Source organism: Mycobacteroides sp. LB1 (assembly GCF_013449725.1).
Classification (GTDB): domain Bacteria; phylum Actinomycetota; class Actinomycetes; order Mycobacteriales; family Mycobacteriaceae; genus Mycobacterium.
On the sequence record NZ_JACCFF010000001.1, the window covers coordinates 1,537,838 to 1,558,988 of the forward strand.

The 21,151-nt window shown below is 63.3% G+C and carries 20 protein-coding genes and 1 riboswitch; of the genes, 12 read left to right on the top strand and 8 right to left on the bottom strand.

Annotated features, from left to right (window positions below):
* Positions 1-27: 27 nt before the first annotated feature.
* Complete coding sequence (eccE, locus tag MLB1_RS07565) at positions 28-1,746, top strand: type VII secretion protein EccE (protein ID WP_371750568.1); 1,719 nt, start codon at positions 28-30, stop codon at positions 1,744-1,746.
* Positions 1,747-1,755: 9 nt separating this feature from the next.
* Here the strand turns inward: eccE and MLB1_RS07570 are convergent, their stop codons facing one another.
* From MLB1_RS07570 to MLB1_RS07585, 4 genes are all read right to left on the bottom strand, one after another.
* Positions 1,756-2,898 carry a glutamate--cysteine ligase gene (locus MLB1_RS07570; protein WP_219602585.1) on the bottom strand — a complete coding sequence of 381 codons (1,143 nt, stop codon included), beginning with the start codon at positions 2,896-2,898 and terminating at the stop codon, positions 1,756-1,758.
* Positions 2,899-2,908: 10 nt separating this feature from the next.
* Positions 2,909-3,628, bottom strand: coding sequence for a superoxide dismutase family protein (locus MLB1_RS07575; RefSeq protein ID WP_180749013.1), 720 nt, complete (start codon positions 3,626-3,628; stop codon positions 2,909-2,911).
* 51 nt (positions 3,629-3,679) lie between these two features.
* Positions 3,680-4,141: a LytR C-terminal domain-containing protein gene (locus tag MLB1_RS07580; RefSeq protein WP_180749014.1), complete on the bottom strand. Its 462-nt coding sequence runs from the start codon at positions 4,139-4,141 to the stop codon at positions 3,680-3,682.
* Positions 4,142-4,213: 72 nt separating this feature from the next.
* The gene (locus MLB1_RS07585) at positions 4,214-4,549 is read right to left on the bottom strand and encodes a DUF3263 domain-containing protein (RefSeq protein ID WP_180749015.1); all 336 of its coding nucleotides are present in this window, start codon (positions 4,547-4,549) and stop codon (positions 4,214-4,216) included.
* A gap of 161 nt (positions 4,550-4,710) precedes the next feature.
* On the opposite strand from MLB1_RS07585, the gene MLB1_RS07590 reads away from it, so the two are divergent.
* Genes MLB1_RS07590 through MLB1_RS07615 form a run of 6 tightly spaced genes read left to right on the top strand, consistent with a single transcriptional unit; the run spans position 4,711 to position 8,851 of the window.
* Positions 4,711-5,304 carry a peptide deformylase gene (locus MLB1_RS07590; protein ID WP_180749016.1) on the top strand — a complete coding sequence of 198 codons (594 nt, stop codon included), beginning with the start codon at positions 4,711-4,713 and terminating at the stop codon, positions 5,302-5,304.
* Complete coding sequence (locus tag MLB1_RS07595; RefSeq protein WP_180749017.1) at positions 5,305-6,216, top strand: GNAT family N-acetyltransferase; 912 nt, start codon at positions 5,305-5,307, stop codon at positions 6,214-6,216.
* 9 nt (positions 6,217-6,225) lie between these two features.
* On the top strand, positions 6,226-7,026 hold the full coding sequence (locus tag MLB1_RS07600; protein WP_180749018.1) for an exodeoxyribonuclease III: 801 nt from the start codon (positions 6,226-6,228) through the stop codon (positions 7,024-7,026).
* A gap of 30 nt (positions 7,027-7,056) precedes the next feature.
* Entirely contained in the window at positions 7,057-7,725 is a 669-nt protein-coding gene (locus tag MLB1_RS07605) for a hypothetical protein (RefSeq protein WP_180749019.1), read from the top strand.
* A complete protein-coding gene (locus tag MLB1_RS07610) occupies positions 7,722-8,306 on the top strand; it encodes a hypothetical protein (RefSeq protein WP_371750569.1) in 585 nt (194 codons plus the stop codon). The genes MLB1_RS07605 and MLB1_RS07610 overlap by 4 nt, the downstream gene beginning before the upstream one ends.
* Positions 8,303-8,851, top strand: coding sequence for a hypothetical protein (locus MLB1_RS07615; RefSeq protein ID WP_180749020.1), 549 nt, complete (start codon positions 8,303-8,305; stop codon positions 8,849-8,851). Before MLB1_RS07610 ends, MLB1_RS07615 begins: the two co-directional genes overlap by 4 nt.
* On the opposite strand, the gene MLB1_RS07620 is transcribed toward MLB1_RS07615, so the two are convergent.
* Both MLB1_RS07620 and MLB1_RS07625 read right to left on the bottom strand, forming a co-directional pair.
* On the bottom strand, positions 8,814-10,124 hold the full coding sequence (locus tag MLB1_RS07620; RefSeq protein ID WP_180749021.1) for a hypothetical protein: 1,311 nt from the start codon (positions 10,122-10,124) through the stop codon (positions 8,814-8,816). The two genes, MLB1_RS07615 and MLB1_RS07620, sit on opposite strands and share 38 nt — an antisense overlap.
* A gap of 27 nt (positions 10,125-10,151) precedes the next feature.
* The gene (locus MLB1_RS07625; RefSeq protein ID WP_180749022.1) at positions 10,152-11,894 is read right to left on the bottom strand and encodes an MFS transporter; all 1,743 of its coding nucleotides are present in this window, start codon (positions 11,892-11,894) and stop codon (positions 10,152-10,154) included.
* 228 nt (positions 11,895-12,122) lie between these two features.
* Positions 12,123-12,231, top strand: a riboswitch (TPP riboswitch).
* Here MLB1_RS07625 and thiC point away from each other — a divergent pair.
* From thiC to MLB1_RS07640, 3 genes are all read left to right on the top strand, one after another.
* Positions 12,223-13,863 carry a phosphomethylpyrimidine synthase ThiC gene (gene thiC / locus MLB1_RS07630; protein WP_180749023.1) on the top strand — a complete coding sequence of 547 codons (1,641 nt, stop codon included), beginning with the start codon at positions 12,223-12,225 and terminating at the stop codon, positions 13,861-13,863. Its footprint overlaps the riboswitch before it by 9 nt.
* A 2-nt stretch (positions 13,864-13,865) precedes the next feature.
* Positions 13,866-14,696 (top strand): bifunctional hydroxymethylpyrimidine kinase/phosphomethylpyrimidine kinase, encoded by an 831-nt coding sequence (thiD, locus tag MLB1_RS07635; protein ID WP_180749751.1) that lies wholly within the window; start codon positions 13,866-13,868, stop codon positions 14,694-14,696.
* Between the two features lie 31 nt (positions 14,697-14,727).
* A complete protein-coding gene (locus tag MLB1_RS07640; RefSeq protein ID WP_180749024.1) occupies positions 14,728-15,363 on the top strand; it encodes an alpha/beta family hydrolase in 636 nt (211 codons plus the stop codon).
* Here the strand turns inward: MLB1_RS07640 and MLB1_RS07645 are convergent.
* Together MLB1_RS07645 and MLB1_RS07650 are read right to left on the bottom strand one after the other, a co-directional pair.
* Positions 15,360-15,974: a TetR family transcriptional regulator gene (locus MLB1_RS07645; RefSeq protein WP_180749752.1), complete on the bottom strand. Its 615-nt coding sequence runs from the start codon at positions 15,972-15,974 to the stop codon at positions 15,360-15,362. The two genes, MLB1_RS07640 and MLB1_RS07645, sit on opposite strands and share 4 nt — an antisense overlap.
* Before the next feature lie 102 nt (positions 15,975-16,076).
* Positions 16,077-17,606, bottom strand: a complete 1,530-nt coding sequence (locus MLB1_RS07650; protein WP_180749753.1) for a PucR family transcriptional regulator — start codon at positions 17,604-17,606, stop codon at positions 16,077-16,079.
* A 161-nt stretch (positions 17,607-17,767) separates the two neighbouring features.
* On the opposite strand from MLB1_RS07650, the gene MLB1_RS07655 reads away from it, so the two are divergent.
* Together MLB1_RS07655 and MLB1_RS07660 are read left to right on the top strand one after the other, a co-directional pair.
* Positions 17,768-19,204, top strand: a complete 1,437-nt coding sequence (locus MLB1_RS07655; RefSeq protein ID WP_180749025.1) for a gamma-aminobutyraldehyde dehydrogenase — start codon at positions 17,768-17,770, stop codon at positions 19,202-19,204.
* Positions 19,205-19,206: 2 nt separating this feature from the next.
* Positions 19,207-21,150 (top strand): primary-amine oxidase, encoded by a 1,944-nt coding sequence (locus MLB1_RS07660; RefSeq protein WP_180749026.1) that lies wholly within the window; start codon positions 19,207-19,209, stop codon positions 21,148-21,150.
* Position 21,151: the final 1 nt, after the last annotated feature.

The window sequence follows — 21,151 nt, forward strand, 5'->3', positions numbered from 1 at the left end:
ACGGGGAACGACCAGGAAGGCGATTACGTGGCAGCTCGTCCTCGCAACGCCACATCACGGCGAGGCCGCCCCGCGCCGATCGAACCCAGCAAGCTTCTCGGCACTACGGATATAGTGCCGCAGCGCGTGTTGCCGATAGCCGACATGCTGATCCTGGAATTCATGGCGGCATTGGGAATCGGCATCGCGTTGCTCATCAATGTGCCGTGGTGGCAAGGCGGAATCGCCGGCCTGGTCCTGTCACTCATATTGGTGATCCGGATGCGTGGCACCACACTGCCGCGTGCGCTCGCGGCACGGTTCGACTTCTTCCGTGGCCAGCACAGCAAGACCCGCAAGAAGGCCGCGGCCGAGCCGTTCGACGTACCGCTGGGTGACGACGCGCAGATCGGGTTCCGCTGGGACGGCCGAACTCTGCTCTCACTGTTGAAGATTGAAGAGAATCCGCAGGCGCTGACGGTCATGGAACCCGGGATGACCGTATCCGGGGAAACGGTCTCGGTGGAGCTGCTGGTCGAATGCCTGCGCCAGTTCGACATCAGCCTCGATTCGATCGACGTCATCAGCCAGGGCGCGCGGTCGTCCGGGCACACCCAGATTGCCGCGGTGTACGACGCGGTACTCGGGCCGCTACCGGCCATCGCGCAACGCAATGTGTGGATCGCGGTGCGCTTCGACCCCACCCGGTGCGCCGAGGCGGTCAATCACCGCAGCGGCGGTCGCAGTGGAATCCTCCGCACCGCAACGACTGCCACGCGCCGAGTGGCCAACCGACTCACCGAGGCCGGGTTGCGGACCCGAATCCTCACGGCCGCCGAGATCTCCTACGCCACCAACCAGCTGTCCGATGGCGTGAACCTCACCAACGTCGACGAAACCTGGACCCACTGCCGCGAGGGCAACTTTCAGTTGCGCAGCTACGCCCTGAAGGGCAGCACGCTGACAACTGCCGGACTGGGCATGATGTGGACCATCCCGAGTTACTCGACCACGGTATGTGTCTCGCTGCAGAACGCCAGCGAGGACGACTACATCAAGATCCGCGGCCTGGTGCGGTTCGACAGCCACGGGCTGGGCAGCCGCATCAACCTGAAGGGGTTGGCACCGCTACGCGGGCAGCAGTTCAACGCCCTGGCATCCAGCCTCCCTCTGCCGCAACCGAAGCGGCCACTGGGCCACTGGGTGTACGGACGAGGGATCGGGGATTTCCGGGAGCTGGCGCTGCCTGCATCCGGCTGCGGTCAGGTGATAGGCGCCGACGAGTACGGCCGAGCCATCGCGCTGCCGATCTTCGGTCCGCAGATCGCCCGGGTGGAGATCTGCGGCACCCTGCACCTCGCGCAGCAGGCGGTGCTGCGCGCGCTGGCGCTCGGCGCGAGGGTTCTGGTGCACACCCGTCGCCCCGCCATGTGGCGGGAGATGGTCGAGGCCGTCGGGGATAACAACCTGTTGTGGGTCACCGAGTTCAATCGCGGTGCGATGCAGGCGGGTTCAGATCGGAACTACTCAGTCGCGGTTTTCGACGGAGCCACCGAGCAGCCGGTTCGCGTGGGGATGACCGCGATCGTCGTGATGCCGCCCAACACCGTTCCCTCGTCCGACGCCGATGTCTCGTTGGAGCAGTTGGATAACGACACCGATGCCGTTCAAGTGAGCACCCGGGCAGGTTCTGCCATCGTCACCATGGTGGCTACGGACGAGGAAATGCGTTATCTCAAGGCATCATTCGATGCGCAGTACGCCTAGAGCACGCGGCTAGGCGGAGTCTAATTCGTTGACCACCGAGTCGACGACCGCCCCCAGGTCGCCGTCATGCTCTTCGGCCACCCGGCGCTGCCGTTGATATGACCCACCGTGACGGTAGATCTCCTCCACCGCGGCCAGCTCGTTCTCACACTCCAGCATGCGTGCAATCGGCTGCAATCGGGTCAGCAGGTCGTCGAGATCCTCGGTGACGAGCCTCTCGTTACTGTCCTCGTCCAGGATGATGACCGCGTCAAGCCCATAACGTGCACTGCGCCATTTGTTTTCCTGCACATGCCAGGGCGGCATGGTGGGCAGTGACTCCCCCGCCTCCAGCTTGCGGTCCAGGTCTACCACCAGGCAATGGGTCAGCGCCACCAGTGCCTCGAGTTCGGCGACATTGGAGACCCCGTCGAATATCCGGATCTCAACCGTGCCGAGTGCAGGTGAAGGCCTTATATCCCAACGGATTTCGTTGAGCTGGTCGATTATTCCCGTCTTCATCTGATCATCGACGAAACCCTCGAACTGCTCCCAGGTTTGAAAATGGAAGGGCAAGCCCGCCGTGGGCAGCTGCTGAAACATCATGGCTCGGTTACTGGCGTACCCGGTGTCCTGCCCCTCCCACAGCGGCGATGAGGCCGACAGCGCCAACAGATGCGGGTAGTAGTTCAGCATCGACGTGACGATCGGCATCACCTTGTGTTTGGAGGAGATACCGACGTGCACATGCACACCCCAGATCGACATCTGGCGTCCCCACCACTGGGTGCGGGCAATCAGCTCGTCGTAACGCGGGGCATCGGTGAGCTGTTGCGCAGACCAGCGGGCGAAAGGATGCGTTCCGGCGCAGAACAGCTCCATCCCCATCGACCGCACGGTGGGCCGCACGGTTGCGAGGGTTGTTTGCAGATCCGCCATCGCCTCACCAACCGTCCCGCAGATACCCGTGACGACCTCGATGGTGTTGCGCAGCAGCTCCTTGTGGACGTGCGGGTTGTCGCCGATCGCCGCGAGCACCGCGGACGCCTCATTGGTGAGGTCCCGGGTCTGGGCATCGACGAGCGCGAATTCCCACTCCACCCCGAGCGTGGGCCGCGGTGACCCGCGGAACTCGATGGAAGCGCCACCCGTCGCGGGGCCGCGACGATTCAACGTGAGCCCGCTAGCCCGCGTCAATGACACCGCAAGCCACGCGCTTGCCTGCGTCGCCCGTCGACTTCGTGGTGTCGTCGGGGCCGGCGGTGCCGTTGGCCTGGGTGTACCGCTCCGGAGGGATGTTGGCGAAGTTGTCCGCCTTCTCGTGAATGATGATCGCAGTGCCGTTGCCCGCGGTCAGATCGTCCTTGGTGAACGAGTCTGTGGTGGTAACCAGCTCACCGGAGCCGTCCTTGAGGATGTTCAGCGATACCAAGTCGCCACTGGACGGGTGACCGGTGTAGCCGGGGACGTTGAAATGCCCACCCGCGGACAGGAAGTCACCCGGGGTGCCGCCGGCCGGCGCGGTGGAGTTGGGGTCGCACTTCTTGTACGAGTGGATGTGCAGCCCATGGAAACCCGGGGTGAGCTTGCCGTTCTCGGTGGTCTTGACCGTGACGGTGGCCTGTCCGTCCTGGAAGACGAACTCGGCGGATGCCACCGGGGTGCCATCGGCGAGCTTGAGTGTGGCATTGAGCTTCTCGCCCGATGGGACCGGCTGCTCGCCACCCCCGTGGCCACCATGTTCGCCCGCGGTCGATGGCGCGGTGGAACCGGTCCACACCGGCGGCGTGGTCCCCGGCACGGTGCTGGCCGGCTGATCCGGACTGCATCCGGTCAGGGACAACGCAACGGCGGCAAGGGTTCCAGTGGCGAGAGCGACGGGCTTAACCATGGGCCTCATCATGCCACCCCTCCTACAGCGCGTAGCACCCACTGTGCTGATCCGTCAGATCGATCAGATGGCGACGGCGACGACGACACCCGGCGGCTGTTCGGCGAGCTCCGGCGGACGCGGTGCGGCCGGAATGGCGAGCAGTTTGGCGATCTCGTGCGCGGCTTCTTCCTCGCCGGCGGTCTTGCCGAAGAACACTGTCGTCACGTTCACATCGGGCATCGGTAGGTTGCCCACCTCGGTGACCTTCCATCCCCCACTCGCCACCTGGTCGGCGGCACCCCGTGCCAGGTCGGGTACCGAGGTGGTGTTGTAGACGCGAACATCGGGCTTGGGAGCCGGGGGCGGTGGCGTCGACTTGGGGGCTGCTGCGGCGACCGAAGTCGTGGTCGAGTCGGATGACGCGGACTTATCGGATCCGAGTGCATTGAATCCGACCAGCAGGAAGATGACACCGAGGAAAAGCAGCACCATCACCATGGCGCGCAGCGGCAGGCCATGGGAATCGCGTACGCGTTCGTTCATTGTGATCCACTCTACGGTCCGCAGACGTCAGCACCTATTTAGCCAGGCGGTGCCGACTCCCCGCGGGGAGTATCAGGTGACGTCAAACCCCAGGCGGCGCGCGGCTCGGGCCTTCTGCCGACTTGCACGCAGCCTACGTAGCCGCTTGACCAGCATTGGGTCCGCAGCCAGCGCTTCTTGACGATCCACCAGGGCATTCAGTACCTGGTAGTAGCGGGTGGCCGACATGCCGAAGAGTTCCTTAATGGCGTCTTCCTTGGAGCCCGCGTACTTCCACCACTGCCGTTCGAAGGCCAGGATGTCGTGCTCGCGTCGACTCAGACCGGCGGCAATCTCGACTCCGTCCGAGCCGACGGCAGCCGAGTCTGCAGCCTTTAACTGCTCAGCTCGTGCCTGGGCGCCGTCCATAAAAGCTCCTAGACCCTTCCCGCCGTGGTCGTCTTGTCTCTTGATCGATCGCGATAACTACAACACTGTGGTTCGGCGATATTTAACCACGCTCAAACCGCAACTGCGGCTAGCCAACCCCGCGCGTCGGCCCCCAATACCGAGCCGATAGCTTGCCTTCCGTGGCTATTGTTCCCATTCGTATTGTCGGCGACCCGGTGCTGCATACGCCAACCGAGCCCGTTTCGGTCGGTTCCGACGGTTCGCTGCCCGACGATCTGGCCGAACTGATCGCGAACATGTACGAGACCATGGACGCCGCCAACGGCGTCGGGCTCGCCGCCAACCAGATCGGCGTGCCCTTGCGCCTCTTCGTCTACGACTGCGCCGACACCCGAGGCGGTGGAACCCGCCATCGCGGTGTGGTGATCAACCCGGTGCTGGAGACCTCCGAGATTCCCGAGTCGATGCCCGACCCGGACGACGATGAAGAGGGGTGCCTGTCGGTGCCCGGCGAGTCCTTCCCCACCGGGCGCGCGAGCTGGGCGCGGGTCACCGGCCTGGATGCCGATGGCAAGGAGGTCATCCTCGAGGGCACCGACTTGTTCGCGCGCATGCTGCAGCACGAGACCGGACACCTCGACGGATTCCTCTATATAGACAAGCTGGTCGGCCGCAATACCCGGGCGGCCAAGCGCGCAGTCAAGTCCAATGGCTGGGGCGTGCCCGGATTGAGTTGGACACCAGGACAAGTCGCCGATCCATTCGGACATTAGTTGACAGCCCTGCCGGATCTCGGGACGCGGGTGGCCATCCGCAGTCGGCGGCCGGCCGGTTCAGTTCCCCCGTTTACCGATACCGTCGGCGAATTGGTCGCCATCGAACCCATGGTGCAGGTTTTGCACAAATCCGGTGCGGTGGTGAATATTTCGGTCGCCGATATCGCCTCGGTGCGCGTACTGCCGCCGGTTCCGGTGCTGAATCGGGACATCAGGTCGGCGCAGCGGGCCGCATCCTTCGCCTGGCCCGGCATCGAGCACGATTGGGTGGATGGATGGTTCGTCAGAGCCTCGGGCGGACATACGCATCGCGGTAATTCCGCTGTACCGCTGGATCATTCGGCTTCACCCAGCTCACTTGGCGATGTGGGCGCATGGTACTCCGAACGCGAGCTGCCAACCCTGTTGTGCCTACCCGACCGGTTGGTCCACCCGCCCGATGAGCTGATAACGAGCGACGAAACCGTAGTGATGGTGCGCGATCTGGACGACTCGAACGCCACCTCTCTACCCTTCGAGCCCTCCGCGCCGTCGTCGGATTGGCTTGCCCTGCACGGGGATAACCATCCACAAGCGGTCCCCGTGCTGACGGCGGTAGTAGACGGGTTACTGGATTTCGCCGCTGTCACCGACGACGATTCCACGGTGGCCATCGCGCGCGGCGCGGTCACCGAGGGCTGGCTCGGCATCTCCTGCGTGCGAGTGGCGGAGGCGCACCGACGGCGTGGGCTGGCCGGGCAGGTGTGCAACACGCTGCTGGGCTGGGGTGCCGCGCAAGGCGCGCGCCGCGCGTACGTCCAGGTACGCGCCGAGAACAATGCGGCGTTGGCGCTGTATCCGACCTTAGGTTTCACCGAACAGCACCGCTACCGGTATGCGCATATCGGCGCTGTCGGGCATGAAAAGTAGGGTGGCGTCATGCGATTGGCCACCTGGAATGTGAACTCGATCCGTGCCCGTGTCGACCGAGTGATCTCGTGGCTTGAGCGATCGGGCACCGATGTGCTCGCCATGCAGGAGACCAAGTGCTCGGACAAGCAGTTCCCCATGCAGGCGTTCACCGATGCCGGGTATGAGGTGGCGCATGTGGGGTACAGCCAATGGAACGGCGTGGCCATCGCGTCGCGGGTCGGACTCCAGGATGTGACCGTCGGATTCGACGGTCAGCCCGGGTGGGCGTCCGGCGAAGATGTCGAAGAGTCCGTCGAGGCGCGCGCGCTGGGCGCCACCTGCAACGGGGTGCGGGTGTGGAGCCTGTACGTCCCGAACGGCCGCACGCTGGAGGACCCGCACTACCAGTACAAGCTGCGGTGGCTGTCCGCTTTGCGTGATGAGGCCGCCGGCTGGCTGGCCGCCGATCCCGCGGCGCAGGTGGCGCTGGTCGGCGATTGGAACATCGCCCCCACCGACGACGACATCTGGAGCGTCGAGTACTTCCAGGGCAGCACCCATGTATCTGAGCCCGAGCGCACCGCGTTCACCGCGATGAACGACGCCGGATTCGCCGATGTGGTGCGGCCCTTCACCCCCGGCCCAGGGGTGTACACCTACTGGGACTACACCCAGCTGAGCTTCCCGAAGAAGCGCGGGCTGCGCATTGACTTCCTGCTCGGCTCGCCGGAGTTCGCCAAGCGGGTGGGCGACGCGCATATCGACCGCGAGGAACGTAAGGGCAAGGGCGCCAGCGACCACGCACCCGTCGTCGTCGATCTGGACTGATATCAGCAACCCTGCGCTTAGGATTTGCCCATGGGGTGGAACGGACCAGCGGGCGAGCCGGAGGATCAGAAGCGCCCGTTTCTCGATCGCCTGTCGCTGAACAATCTGTGGCGCGTGGCCGTTGTCGCCGTACTGGGTCTGACTGCGGGATTCGGCGGGCTGGATAAGGCTGATCCCAAGACGCCGGTTGCGCTCAATGACGTGTACGACAACGGCCCATTGCAGATCACCCCGCACTCCGTATTTGCAATCTGCCAAACCTCGAACCTCGACCCGATGATCATGAAGGCACTCAAGTACGAGTTGAAGACGTACCAGATGATTGCGCTGAGCGCGACGGTGAAAAATACCGACAAGATCAACGTGAACCTGGACGATGAACGGAAGAGTAGCTCTCCGACATACCGTGAGATATTCACGCTCACCACACCGACAGAGTTCAAGTACTACGGCGACTACATTCCGGATTCCGGATTTGGCAAGCTGTTCTCACTGCCTCCTGGAAAAACCGTCGATCTACTAGCGGTTTGGGGCATCCCCTTCGCTCGTCCCGGGATGCGCACCGGGGACAAGATAGGTTTCCGAATGAATGACCTTGAGTGGAAACCTAATTCGGCAGGATCGGAGGCGTGGAGTATTCCAAAAACGGACCCGTCTTACGGCGATGTCCACACCGCACTTCGAGAGTGCGACTCGTGAAGAAACCGAGCAAGGTGCCAACGGCCGTATTAAGCACGTTGCTGCTCGTCGGTGCAATCATGTTGTACGCCAACGTTTCCACACTCCAGGAGTCTTACGGACCGGTCGCTATCCACGGCGACTCGTCCGGCGAAGTCCGAGGACGAAACAACGGGGTCTCCATCCGTGCTGCGTACTCTGCATCTGCATTGAAGTACACATTCAAAGACCGCTCTGACAATTTCACGCAGCGCACCCAGGGACAATGGATTGTGCTCGATGTCGTCTACGAAACCCTGACAACAGTCCAAGACCACGTCATGTATCTCGTCGCCGACGACCTGAGAATCCAGGCCACCAGATCCAGGGCAAGACTCTTCAATCAGCCTGGGATTCCCGAACGCATGGCCCTTGTATTCGACGTACCCGAATCGCCAAGCGCGTTGTCTCTTATTGTCAGGAGCTTGTCTGGCGTCAAGAACGCTGATCTCGGGGCCACCCGCGGATGGGGTATCGACACCCAGTTGGATGTTCGCATCCCAGTCTCCACACTGATCCACCGGGATGTCCTCGACCTCTACGAGGGAAAGCTGTCCGAATGACCTGGTTGAAGCGCAACGGCGCCGCATTCCTGGTGATCGCAATTGCCCTCGCCGCATACGCGTTTCTCGTCGTAGAACCGCGCCGGGAACGAGACATCGACAGCAAGCAGCCTGGCATCGTCGTACATCCCGGCGACTCCGCGACGATCAATGGCATCGAGTGGCGGCTTCGCAGAGTCGACCCGCCCCCGCCGGGAAAGTACGACGCCCCCGTGCCGGAGGGCACGAAGGCGGTTGTGTTCGTGTTAGACCGTCTCAAAGCCGGACGCCCTCTGTCAGCGGACGATGTCAAGAAGACGTTCTGCGAAATCGCAATCGTCGACAAGAACGACCGCCGCTGGACCAAACAGAGCCACACCGCCCTGATCTCGATTCAGGACTCCCTCAAACGGATGGGCTATCGGGCATTCTGCGCCGAACCTGGGCCGTTCATGGTGGTCGGACTTGTCCCACCCGACGCCAGCGATCTGAGTCTTGAGGTGACCATCCGAATGCCGAAGTCGGACGTCACCGAGGTGGTGCGCTTTGAGTCTCCACCTGACTAGCGTGCGTGACGCGATACCGCTCGACGCAGTAGCCATAGGTCACTGCGACCAGACACACCTTTAAGGGCTCGATGAGCGACGCGATCGCGACCATGAACGCTTGCCCATAAACCGACCACCACGAGAGTTCATGAGGACCAACGAAGTTGACGACTACACGCCAGAGGAGTCCCTCGCCCACCTGCGGCCCGTAGTACGAACCTGACGGGTAGAGAAACACCAAGAACATGAACGCGAATACATAGGTCGTCACGACTAGTGGTCCACCGTGCAGTGTCACACGGATGGAGTCCGCAAGTTTCTCGAGTATCCCCAGGAACCCTCGTGCGAACTCTGTTGTTCGTGCCTGAATTCCTGCCGGAACGCGCGACCACCGTGGTCGAACTCGCTCCAGTACCGACTGCCCTGCATCCGCGACTCGCGTCGCATGCTTCTCGCCAAGAAACGCCTGTCCGCTCATCGACCAGGTACTCATTGACTGAATCCCGTAAATCGCTGCCGCGATAGCGATCCACGTCATCGGTATGAGCACCGCAGGTATGGCGGCACTGGTGAACTGCGCGAGCCATTCCCACAGGGGCTTGAACGGGCCCAGGCTTGCGAGCAGGCTCTCCTTCTGGTCCAGATACCACACCACGACCCGGCGCTCTTTGATCCACTCTGGAGTGCCGAACAACTTGTCTGCCGTGGCCGTCACCAAGAGGAGCACCCACGTTGCCTCGAAATAGAGAGCGAGCAGCTGTGTCCAGGTGGGGAGCCTGTCCCTGAACCGCGTGAGCAGCATCCTGATCATGAATGCGATGGCGATGACGGCGTAAATCCGCCAGTCAGTCGGACTCAGATACTGGCCGATCTGCTCATTGGTCTTGGTCGACGAGATGCCCTCCATCGTGGAGCCGTAGTACTCGAGATATCGCACGCTCAGATATCCAGCCCGGTCTTCTAGATGAAGTTTCCACGCAGAGAACAGCACGAAGACCGGAAGGATCGCCCGGATAACGGTATTGGCCGCCTCCGCCCAGCTCGTTCTGGTGCTCGTCACCGCACTGCGTACCAGCCAGAACATCGCGACGTAGGTGAGCATGCGCGTCAGTGGGACCAACGGGAATACCAGATCCCCCCACAGACCGCCGACATGCACTGAGACGAAGAGGGCTAGCTTCAGCGCGCCGTACCTGGCCAACCAACCGACCAGATAGATCGCCAGCAGCCACGGCCAGTGCCGCCACCACAGCGTGGCGGTCCTCTTCAAGATGTCCAGTGCGCCGCTCACCCCCGCATCACCATGCGCAGATGGTAACTATTCGCCATCCTCCGCGTGGGCGTACTTGCCACCGGCACCGAACGAGGCCAATGCGGCAACCGCCATCATCACCGCCGCGGCGACGAACACGACCACCAGCCCCGCATGGAACGGCTCGGTGATCAGAGTCGGGAAGAACGACTGCCCCGTCAGCTCCGCCGCGTTGACACCAGGCTGGTCCAGAACCCCTGACGGGGCGAGTAATTCGCCGACTGGGTTGTACCCCAGGAACGCCGCGAACAAACTGCCTACCGGAGGCAGGCCGGCGACCTCTGCGGCGGTCGATGCGGGCACACCCTGGGCGGTGAGCCCCGACTGCATTGTCGCGGGCATCGTCGCGGAGAGCCCGACGATCATGAGCGAGAAGAAGATTCCGATGGACAGCGAGCTGCCCGCGTTGAAGAAGGTGCCACGCACACCCGAGGCCGCGCCGCGCTGATGCGCGGGCACACTTGACATGATGGCCGCGGTATTGGGTGCGGTGAAGATGGCCGAGCCCAATCCGTTGAGGAAGATCAGCGCCGCGAACACCCAGTAGTTGAAGTTCACCGGGACGGCGATGAGCGCCAGGAACGTCACCGCCGATAGCACCATGCCACCTGTGGCGAAGGGCCGGGCGCCGTATCGGTCCGACAACACACCGGCGACCGGCCCGGCGAGCAGGAAGCCAAGTGTCATGGGTAGCAAGAAGATTCCCGCCCATAGCGGAGTCGACTCATAGCTGTATCCACGCAGCGGCAACCAGATGCCCTGCAGCCAAATGATGAGCATGAACTGCAGCCCACCGCGACCGATGGATGCCAGCAGATTCGCCAGGTTCCCCAGGCCAAAGGCCCGGTTCTTGAACAGCCGCATATCGACCATGGGTTCGGCCACTCGGGACTCGATCACGCAGAACAACACCAAGAAGGCGACCCCGACGATCAGCGAGCCGTACACCAGTGGATTACCCCAGCCGGTGCTCGAATTACCGTACGGCTGAATGCCGTACGTGATTCCGGTGAGCAGCACAGTCAGCCCCAGCGCAACGGTCACGGTTCCCGCCCAGTCCAACCGGCCCGGTACCGGCTCGTCGATCTCGACGAGTGAGCGGTAGGACCACACGGTGCCGAGCAGACCCAGGGGCACACCCACCCAGAAGATGGCGCGCCAATCCCATTCGGAGAGCACGCCTCCGATGAGCAGGCCCAGAAATGATCCGGCCACCGCCGCCACCTGATTGATGCCCAGCGCAAGTCCACGCTGGGTCGACGGGAAGGCGTCGGTGAGGATGGCCGACGAGTTGGCCATCAGCATGGCGCCACCGACTCCCTGAACCACTCGCCAGGCGATGAGCCACACCGCTCCGCCGCCGTAGTGGAACGGATCGAAGGACAGCACCACCGCCGCAACGGTAAAGACCACGAAGCCCAGGTTGTAGATCCGCACCCGCCCGTACATATCGCCGAGGCGGCCGAAAAGCACCACCAGCACGGCCGAGACCAGCAGATAGCCCATGAGCATCCACAACAGATAACTCACGTTGCCCGGCGCGAGGGGGTTGAGACCGATACCCCGGAAGATGGCGGGCAGCGAGATCAGCACGATCGATGAGTTGACGGTCGCGAGCAGCACACCCAGCGTCGTGTTCGACAGTGCCACCCATTTGTAATGCGGGTGGTCGCGATCCACCCTGAGCCGACGCCGTTCAGTCTCGAGATCAGCCGATATCTCGTCAGTCCGTGTGGTCAAGTCAGTCATCGTCACCCTTGCTGCGCGCTTCTCCCCGACGCGGGCAGCACCGACCGGCCGTCTTTGGTTACCACCGTGAGTAACTTTAGCAAGGGAAACTATATTCCCAAAACCATGGAACGGTGTCTGTCATATCGGGCCAAGCGTGAGGCTCATGCGGAAATCTCGCCAGCACGTCACACTCGGCGCGACAAGCCGAGGTAGCGTGGCCAGTGTTCGTCAACGAACAGCCCCAACACCAAAAAACACGGGAGCGTGCACCAGCGCGCTGAGAGGACGGCTAGGGCCGTCGACCGTATGAACCTGACCGGGTAATGCCGGCGTAGGGAGGAAGATCATGTCGACTCAATCAACCCGTTCTCAGGCCCCGGAAACCGTCACCACGGGCCCCATCCAGGGCAGCGAGAAGATTTACCAGGACCTCGGCAGTGGCCTGCGCGTGCCGCAGCGCCGGGTAAACCTCACCAACGGTGAGCACCTGGACCTGTATGACACGTCCGGTCCGTACACCGATACCAACGCCACCATCGATCTACAGAAGGGGCTGCCGCCGCGCCCGGGCATCGTCACCGATCGCGGCACTCAGCTGCAGCGTGCCCGCGCCGGTGAGATCACCAACGAGATGGAGTTCATCGCCGTCCGCGAAGGTGTGCCCGCCGAGCTGGTGCGCAGTGAGGTCGCGATGGGCCGCGCCGTGATCCCCGCCAACCACAAACACCCCGAGAGCGAGCCGATGATCATCGGCAAGGCCTTCGGCGTGAAAATCAATGCCAACATCGGCAACTCGGCCGTCACCTCCTCGATCGCCGAGGAGGTGGAGAAGATGGTGTGGGCCATCCGTTGGGGTGCCGACAACATCATGGACCTCTCCACCGGCAAGGACATCCACCTGACCCGTGAGTGGATCCTGCGCAACTCCCCCGTCCCCGTGGGCACCGTGCCGATCTACCAGGCGCTGGAGAAGACCAATGGCGATCCGGCCGCGCTGACCTGGGAGCTGTACCGCGACACCGTGATCGAGCAGGCCGAGCAGGGCGTTGACTACATGACCGTGCATGCCGGGGTGCTGCTGCGCTACGTGCCGCTGACCGCCAAGCGCGTCACCGGCATCGTCTCGCGCGGCGGTTCGATCATGGCCGCATGGTGCCTGGCCCACCACCGGGAGTCGTTCCTGTACACGCATTTCGAGGAGCTATGCGAGATCCTCGCACGTTATGACGTGACCTTCTCCCTCGGCGACGGTCTGCGTCCGGGATGCATCGCCGATGCCAACGACGAGGCGCAGTTCGCCGAGCTGCGCACCCTTGGTGAGCTGACGAAGATCGCGAAATCCCATGGCGTGCAGGTGATGATCGAAGGCCCCGGCCATGTGCCGATGCACAAGATCGTCGAGAACGTGAGGCTCGAGGAGGAGCTCTGCGAGGAGGCTCCCTTCTACACCCTCGGGCCGCTGGCCACCGATATCGCACCGGCCTACGACCACATCACCTCGGCCATCGGGGCCGCGATCATCGCCCAGGCCGGGACCGCGATGCTCTGCTACGTCACCCCCAAGGAGCACCTGGGGCTGCCGGACCGCAAGGACGTCAAGGACGGGGTGATCGCCTACAAGATCGCCGCGCACGCCGCCGATCTCGCCAAGCAGCATCCCCGCGCCCAGCTGAGAGACGACGCGCTATCGCGTGCTCGTTTTGAATTCCGCTGGGATGACCAGTTCAACCTCTCACTGGACCCGGATACCGCCCGGGAGTTCCACGACGAAACGCTGCCCGCCGAGCCGGCCAAGACGGCACACTTCTGCTCGATGTGCGGCCCGAAGTTCTGCTCGATGCGCATCACCGCCGATATCCGGGAGTTCGCCGCCGCAAACGGACTCGAGACACAGGAGGACATCGACGCGATGCTGGCGCGCGGCATGGAGGAGAAGTCCGTCGAGTTCGCCGAGCACGGCAACCGGGTGTACCTGCCGATCGCGTGAGCATGGATACCTTCCTGCCCGTCCCGGAGCCGGGCGTCACCCCGGTGCGGGCGATGACCATCGCCGGTTCCGACTCCGGGGGCGGGGCAGGTATCCAGGCCGATATGCGGACCATGGCGCTTCTCGGCGTGCACGGATGCGTTGCCGTCACTGCGGTGACGGTGCAGAACTCAGTGGGTGTCAAGGGTTTCCACGAAATTCCACCGCCGGTGGTGGCCGCCCAGATGGAGGCGGTGATCACCGATATCGGCATCCAGGCCGCCAAAACCGGGATGCTGGCCTCTGCCCCGATCATCGAAGCCATCGCCAGTACCTGGCGCGGACTCGAGATGACGGCGCCGCTGGTCGTGGATCCGGTGTGTGCATCGATGCACGGCGACCCGCTGCTGCATCCGAGCGCACTGGATGCCCTACGCACTCAACTGTTTCCGCTCGCGACACTGGTGACTCCCAATCTCGACGAGGTACGGCTGCTTGCCGGTGTAGAAGTCATCGATGAGGAAACCCAGCGGGAGGCGGCACGCAAGCTGCATGCCCTTGGCCCGCAGTGGGTTCTGGTGAAGGGCGGGCACCTGCGCTCCAGCGACACCAGCACCGACCTACTCTTTGACGGCACGGAGTTTCATTACTTCCCCGTCGAACGGGTGGACACCGGACACGATCACGGCGCCGGGGACACACTCGCGGCATCCATTAGTTGCGCACTGGCACACGGATTTTCTGTGCCCGAAGCAGTCGCGTTCGGAAAACGCTGGGTCACCGAATGTCTCAAAGCCGCCTACCCGCTGGGCCGCGGTCATGGCCCGGTATCGGCCCTGTTCAGGCTGCGATGAGCGCCCGCGCGAAGAGCCTTAGGCGCGGCTCGTGAGCACCGAGGAGCTTCCGGATATCGCCGGAATCGCCCATCACCCCGACGGGCACCCACAGGGTGCGGTGGTGATCACCCACGGCGCGGGCGGCAGCTGCCATTCCGCCATGTTGCGGCTGTTGTGCACATCGTGGGCCGAACATGGTTGGTTGGCAATACGTTTCGATATGCCCTTCCGACGCAACCGGCCCAGCGGACCACCCTCGGCCTCGTCGGCCGATAAGGACCGTGCCGGTATCGCCGAGGTGATCAGCCAGGCTCGCGCAATGGTGGACGGCCCAGTGCTGGCGGGCGGTCATTCGTACGGCGGACGCCAAACATCAATGCTCGTAGCGGAAATGGGGCCAATCGTCGACGTCCTCACCCTGTTCTCCTACCCGCTGCATCCGCCAGGAAAGCCCGACCGGCTGCGTGTCGAACATCTCCCGGATATACACGTTCCCACGGTGTTTACCCACGGCACCTCAGACGCATTCGGCACCATCGCGGAGCTCAGGGAGGCTGCGGCGCTGATCCCCGACGGAGCGACCATTGTGGAAATCACCGGCGCGCGACATGACCTGGGGTCCAAGACACTCGATGTCCCGGCGCTGGCCATTGATGCCGCACTGGCTGCCCTGAAGAGCGGCTAGCCCACCGCGCGCCAGTCACGCATCAATAGCTGCGATGCCCGGCGTAGATCGGCCTCGGCTTGCGCGACGGTGAGACCACCGTTGAGGCAAACCTGAATGCAGCCGAACCACTGGTGTACCAGCAGCCTGATCACGGCCTCGTCCTCTTCGGTCGGATCGGAAAGTCCGGCCACCTCGAAAATCAGCTCGTGGAATCGCTTCTCCATCTGCATCAAATCGGGCACCTCGGCCAGCGACGCCGAATTGGAGGACCGGATCATCGCGATCGCCAGCATGCGGCGACGCGTCAAACCCCGCAGCGCCCGCACCAGTGCATCGGCCACCCGGCCCGCGGGACTTTGCTCGGCATCCTGCGACGATGGAACCCGGCTGACCAGACGCTCCGACTCCCGGGAGAGTGCCGCCACAAACAGATGACGCTTCGTCGGGAAGTACCGGTACAACGTGCCGATGGCAACGTTGGCGTGCTTGGCGACATCGTGCATCTGGACGTGATCGAGCTCGCGCGTCATCGCGAGTTCTTCAGCCGCGTCGAGCATGCGCTTGTACTGCTCGTGCTGACGCCTGGTCGACGGCATGGCGGCTGGCCGCACCGGTGACTCATCCACCATCGCGCTCACGATCTATTCACCTGCATAAATAACCCCAAAACTGGAACCTGTTCTAAATAAGGTAGCACCAGTTGTGAGCCGTATGGGCGGGAATATGCGTGATCAGTTCCCGGTTGTCGGCGTGCCCGCGAGCATCGCTAGCAGCAGCTCGGCACGCACCCGCGCGACATCGAGGTCACAGGCCAGCAGCGACTGCACAGTTTCGATGCGTTTTCGCAGCGTATGGCGGTGCACGCCGATGGTGGCGGCAGCCGATTCCCAGTGGCCGTTGGCCTCTAGGTAAGCCCGCAGGGAGGCCAGTAATTCGGTGCCGTGGGTGGTGTCGTGCTCGGCGACGGGAGCCAACGTCGCGTTCGCGACGGCGACCAGCACCTCGCGACTCGCACCGAAGGACAGTAGTGCGCTACCCGCAAGCGAGGTGAACTCCAGCGGCGTCCCGCCGCGTTCGGCCACCGATGCGGCGAGCTTCGCGTTCCGCACCGCATCAACAAGCCGCCCCACCGGGTGCGCTCCGCTCAACCCCACCCGTAGCCCCTTCCGGGTGCGCCCATCCAACTCGATGAACAACTGCCGGGCAAAGTCGGCGGTCTCCGAACCCGGTATCACGACCGTCAGCTCGGAGTCGGCGGCGTGCGCGAAGACCGCATAACCCGCGGATTCCAGGGCCCCGGTGAGTGCGGGCAGCACCCGCCGCACCATCGATGCGGATGCCGATCCGCTTCCGACGTTCACCACTAACGCCCTGATCCTTCCGCGCCCGTCGGCGGCCTGTGCCAATTGCGCCCACACCGGATCCAGATTCCGTTCATCGCTGAGCAGCAGCCCCAACGCCTGCCCATTCAATTGGCGCTGCGCCTCCTGCAGCCGCGTTGGCTTGTCGAAGTCCAAGGCCAACAAGGAATTTGCATGCCCCAGCAGCACCTGGTCCACGAAGGTCAACGGGGTCTTGCTGACGACGGCCAGCACCCCGTACGAGGTCCCGCCCACGCCGATGGTCTGTTGTGAGACGGCGACGTCTGGGTCCAGCAGTTGTACACCCGCCGATGCGCTCGGGGTCAACGCGCCCCGAACCAGATTCACCGTCGCGACATCCAGATTGCGCGGATGACTCGCGACCACCGTGCCACCGGTGTCCAGAACCACCACGCTGGCACGCAGTGACCGTCCCAATTCCGCGGCGACCGCCTGCGCACCCCCACTGACGATCGCTCGGGTGATCCTGGGCTGGGCCCGCGATGCCCGCAGCACCGCGTCGTACTCCAGTTCGGCGATACGAGTGCTTACCCCCTTGACGACCGCGGCAAACGGGGTGCGAAGCGGTACCTCCAGCAGCGGCATGCCCAGCTCGTCTGCGGCCGCCACCAATTCCGGCGGCACCTCATCGAATGTCAGTCCGGTGCCGAATCCCAATGCGGCAACGCTATTTTCGTCGAGCGCCCGCAGATATTTCCGCTGTTCCCGGGCACTGGCAGGCAGACCGATGCCGGTGGTGAGCACCAGCTCTCCACCGGACAGCCATCGTGCGGGGTCGGCGAGTTCTGTGGTGAGGGCCAAATTGACCTCACGCCCCAGACCGGCGGCACCGCCCCTCAGGGCGAGTTTCAGTTCTGGCTGATCCAGCACCCAGCGCACCGGAACGCTCATCTCACGGGACTGTACAGAATGGTGAAAAATACCGCGAAGATTCCCGAAATTGTCAGATGATCACGGATGTGCCGTGCGCCACACTGGCGGACACTGACTTCTGGGCGCTTAGGTGCTTAAGGGACCCCTCGACGGACGGACTGTGCGATATGCCGGACTCGGTACTCCAGAATTACATCGACGGTAAGTTCGTCGACTCTTTGTCCCTGAAATCCTCCGAGCCGATCGACCTGATCAGTCCGGTCGATGAATCGGTTGTCGGCCGCGCGCCGGTATCCAACGCCGAGGACGTGAATGCGGCCGTGACCGCCGCAGAACGCGCCTTCGCCTCCTGGGGCAGAACCACACCGAGCGTCCGTCAGCAAGCGCTGCTCAAACTCGCCGACGCCATTGAGGCGCACTCGGATGAAATTGTCGAGGCTCAAAGCCGCAACACCGGCCAGCCCAAGGCCGTCATCGCCGCTGAAGAGGTGGCAGTGAGTGCGGATCAAGTCCGCTTCTTCGCGGGAGCGGCACGGCTCGTCGAAGGCAAGTCGGCCGGCGAGTACATGGAGGGGTTCACCTCATATGTCCGCCGCGAGCCGATCGGGGTCGTCGGGCAGGTAACACCGTGGAACTACCCGTTCATGATGGCCATCTGGAAGATCGGCCCAGCGTTGGCGGCCGGGAACACCATCGTGCTCAAACCGAGCGACACCACTCCGGAAAGCACTCTGGTGCTGGCCCGATTGACGAAGGGCATCCTGCCGGATGGGGTGTTCAACGTCGTGCTTGGGACCGCCACCACCGGCTCCGAGTTGGTGAGTCATCCTGCCGTTGGGCTGGTTTCGATCACCGGCTCGGTGCGTGCCGGTATCGCCGTCGCCGCCTCGGCGGCCGAGCAACTCAAGCGGAGTCACCTTGAACTCGGCGGCAAGGCACCGGTCGTGGTATTCGGTGACGTCGATCTCGAGAAGGCCGCCATCGGCATCGCGCAGGCCGCCTTCTTCAACGCGGGCCAGGACTGTACGGCGGCCACCCGGGTAATCGTGCACGAGTCGATCCACGACGATTTCGTCAACGCCCTCAATTCCGCGGCACAGACGCTGCGCCCCGGCCTGCCCGATGACCCGGACGCCTTCTATGGGCCGATGAACAACGTCAACCACTTCACCGCGGTCACCAAGAAGCTCGATAACCTACCCGCGCATGCCACGGTAGTGACCGGCGGAAAGCGTTGGGGTGACAAGGGGTACTTCATCGAGCCCACCATCGTGACCGGCGTTCGGCAGGACGACTCGATAGTTCAGGAAGAGACCTTTGGGCCGATCCTGACGGTCCAATCCTTCACCGACGCAGACGAAGCCGTCCGTCTCGCCAACGGAGTGCGCTACGCGCTGGCTTCCAGCGTGTGGACCAAGGATCACGCAACCGCCGAAAAATTCACCCGCGAACTGGATTTCGGTTGCGTATGGGTCAACTGCCATATCCCGCTGGTCGCCGAGATGCCACACGGCGGCTTCAAATACTCCGGTTACGGCAAGGACCTGTCGGCCTACGGCGTGGAGGACTACACCCGGATCAAGCACGTGATGAGTGCGCACTAGCGATGACGACTGATACGTTCCACCCCCTCGATCCTCTGGCCGCGGAGGAATTCAGCGCGACCGCCAAGATTCTGGCGCAGGCGCGCGATGTCGGACAGCACTGGCGGTACACCTCCATCGAGCTGTCCGAGCCTGCCAAGGCGGAGATCGCGGCATTCGACCAGCACGGCGTGCGGCCCGATCGTCAAGTGCTCGCCACGTGTCTGGACACCGCGCGAAACGCCACCTACAAGGCGGTCGTCTCGCTGACCTCCGGCGAAGTGCTGTCCTGGACGCACATTCCCGGCGTGCAACCCAACTTCACCGTCGATGAGTGGGAAGAGGCCGACGCGGCCCTTCGGCGCAACCCCGACGTCATCGCCGCCCTGGCCAAACGCGGCATCACCAACATGGACCTGGTGTTTATGGACACCTGGACATACGGCGATGCGGTCATGCCCGAGAAATACAAGGGCAGACGCCTCGGGTGGTCGGACACCTGGGTGCGTTCCACCCAAGGGGCCAACCCGTACGCGGGCCCCGTCAACGGATTCCACTGCATCATCGATATGAACAGCATGGAGCTACTCGAAATCGAGGATACGTTCACCGTCGAACGGCCCGAGATGATGGGCGAGTACGTACCGCGGCACATACCGGAACGCGTGCGCCAGCAGAGCACTCGGGAATCGCTTCGACCACTGAACATCACCCAGCCCGACGGCCCCTCCTTCACCATCGAGGGCAACAAACTCGAATGGCAGAACTGGTCGCTGCGGGTCGGTTTCAACTACCGCGAGGGCATGACGCTGCACGCGGTGACGTACAACGACAACGGCAAGGTACGGTCGGTCGCCAACCGGCTATCCTTCGCCGAGATGATGGTGCCGTACCGGGATCACTGCGAAGATCATTACCGCAGAACTGCTTTCGATATCGGCGAGTGGGGCATCGGCTTCATGACCACCTCATTGGAACTTGGGTGCGACTGCCTCGGCGAGATCCGATACCTCGATGCCGTGCTGCACAACAGCAAGGGTGAGCCGTTCACCATCAAGAACGCAATCTGCATCCACGAAGAGGACAACGCCGTCCTGTGGAAGCACGTCGACCACGACCACGGTGCCGAAGTGCGGCGCATGCGGCGCCTCACCGTCTCCTTCCACGTCACCGTCGCCAACTACGAGTACCTCACCTACTGGCGGTTCTACCAGGACGGAAACATCGAATGTGAGGTCCGTGCAACAGGAATCATGGTGGTGAGCAACTTCCCCGAGGGGGCCGCACACCCCCACGGAACCCTCGTCGACAACCGCACCTATGCCCCGTATCACCAGCATTTCCTGGTCGCGAGGCTGGATCTGGATGTCGACGGCACCGAGAACACCGTGTACGCCACCGAAACCGAGATCGTGCCCGTCGGTCCCGATAATCCGTACGGGCTGTCCCTACGGCAGCGGAACACTCCCCTTCGCACCGAATCGGAAGGCAAACAGGACTTCTGCTGGGAAACCCAGCGCGCCTGGAAGGTCGTCAACGACAACACTCGCAACGGCATCGGCACCGCGCCTGCTTACAAGCTGGTGCCCGGCGCGGCCATCCCGGCCATGTTCGATCCATCCTCACCGGTGCTGGCGCGCTGCCGCGCGATCGAACACACCCTCTGGGTGACCCCCAACTCACCCGAGGAACGCTGGCCTGCAGGAGAATTTGTCACACAGAGCAAGGAAGACCACGGCCTGCCCGCCTGGACCGAACGCAACCGCTCAATCGAGAACACCGATGTGGTGCTGTGGTACGTGTTCGGTATCCACCACATCACCCGGCCTGAGGACTGGCCGATCATGCCCGTCGACACCGTGAACTTCTGGCTCAAACCGGTCGGGTTCTTCGACCGCAACCCATCCATCGACGTGGCGCCCACCCCGCCAAAGAACTGTCACACGTCCGGACACGAGGAGGCCTAGC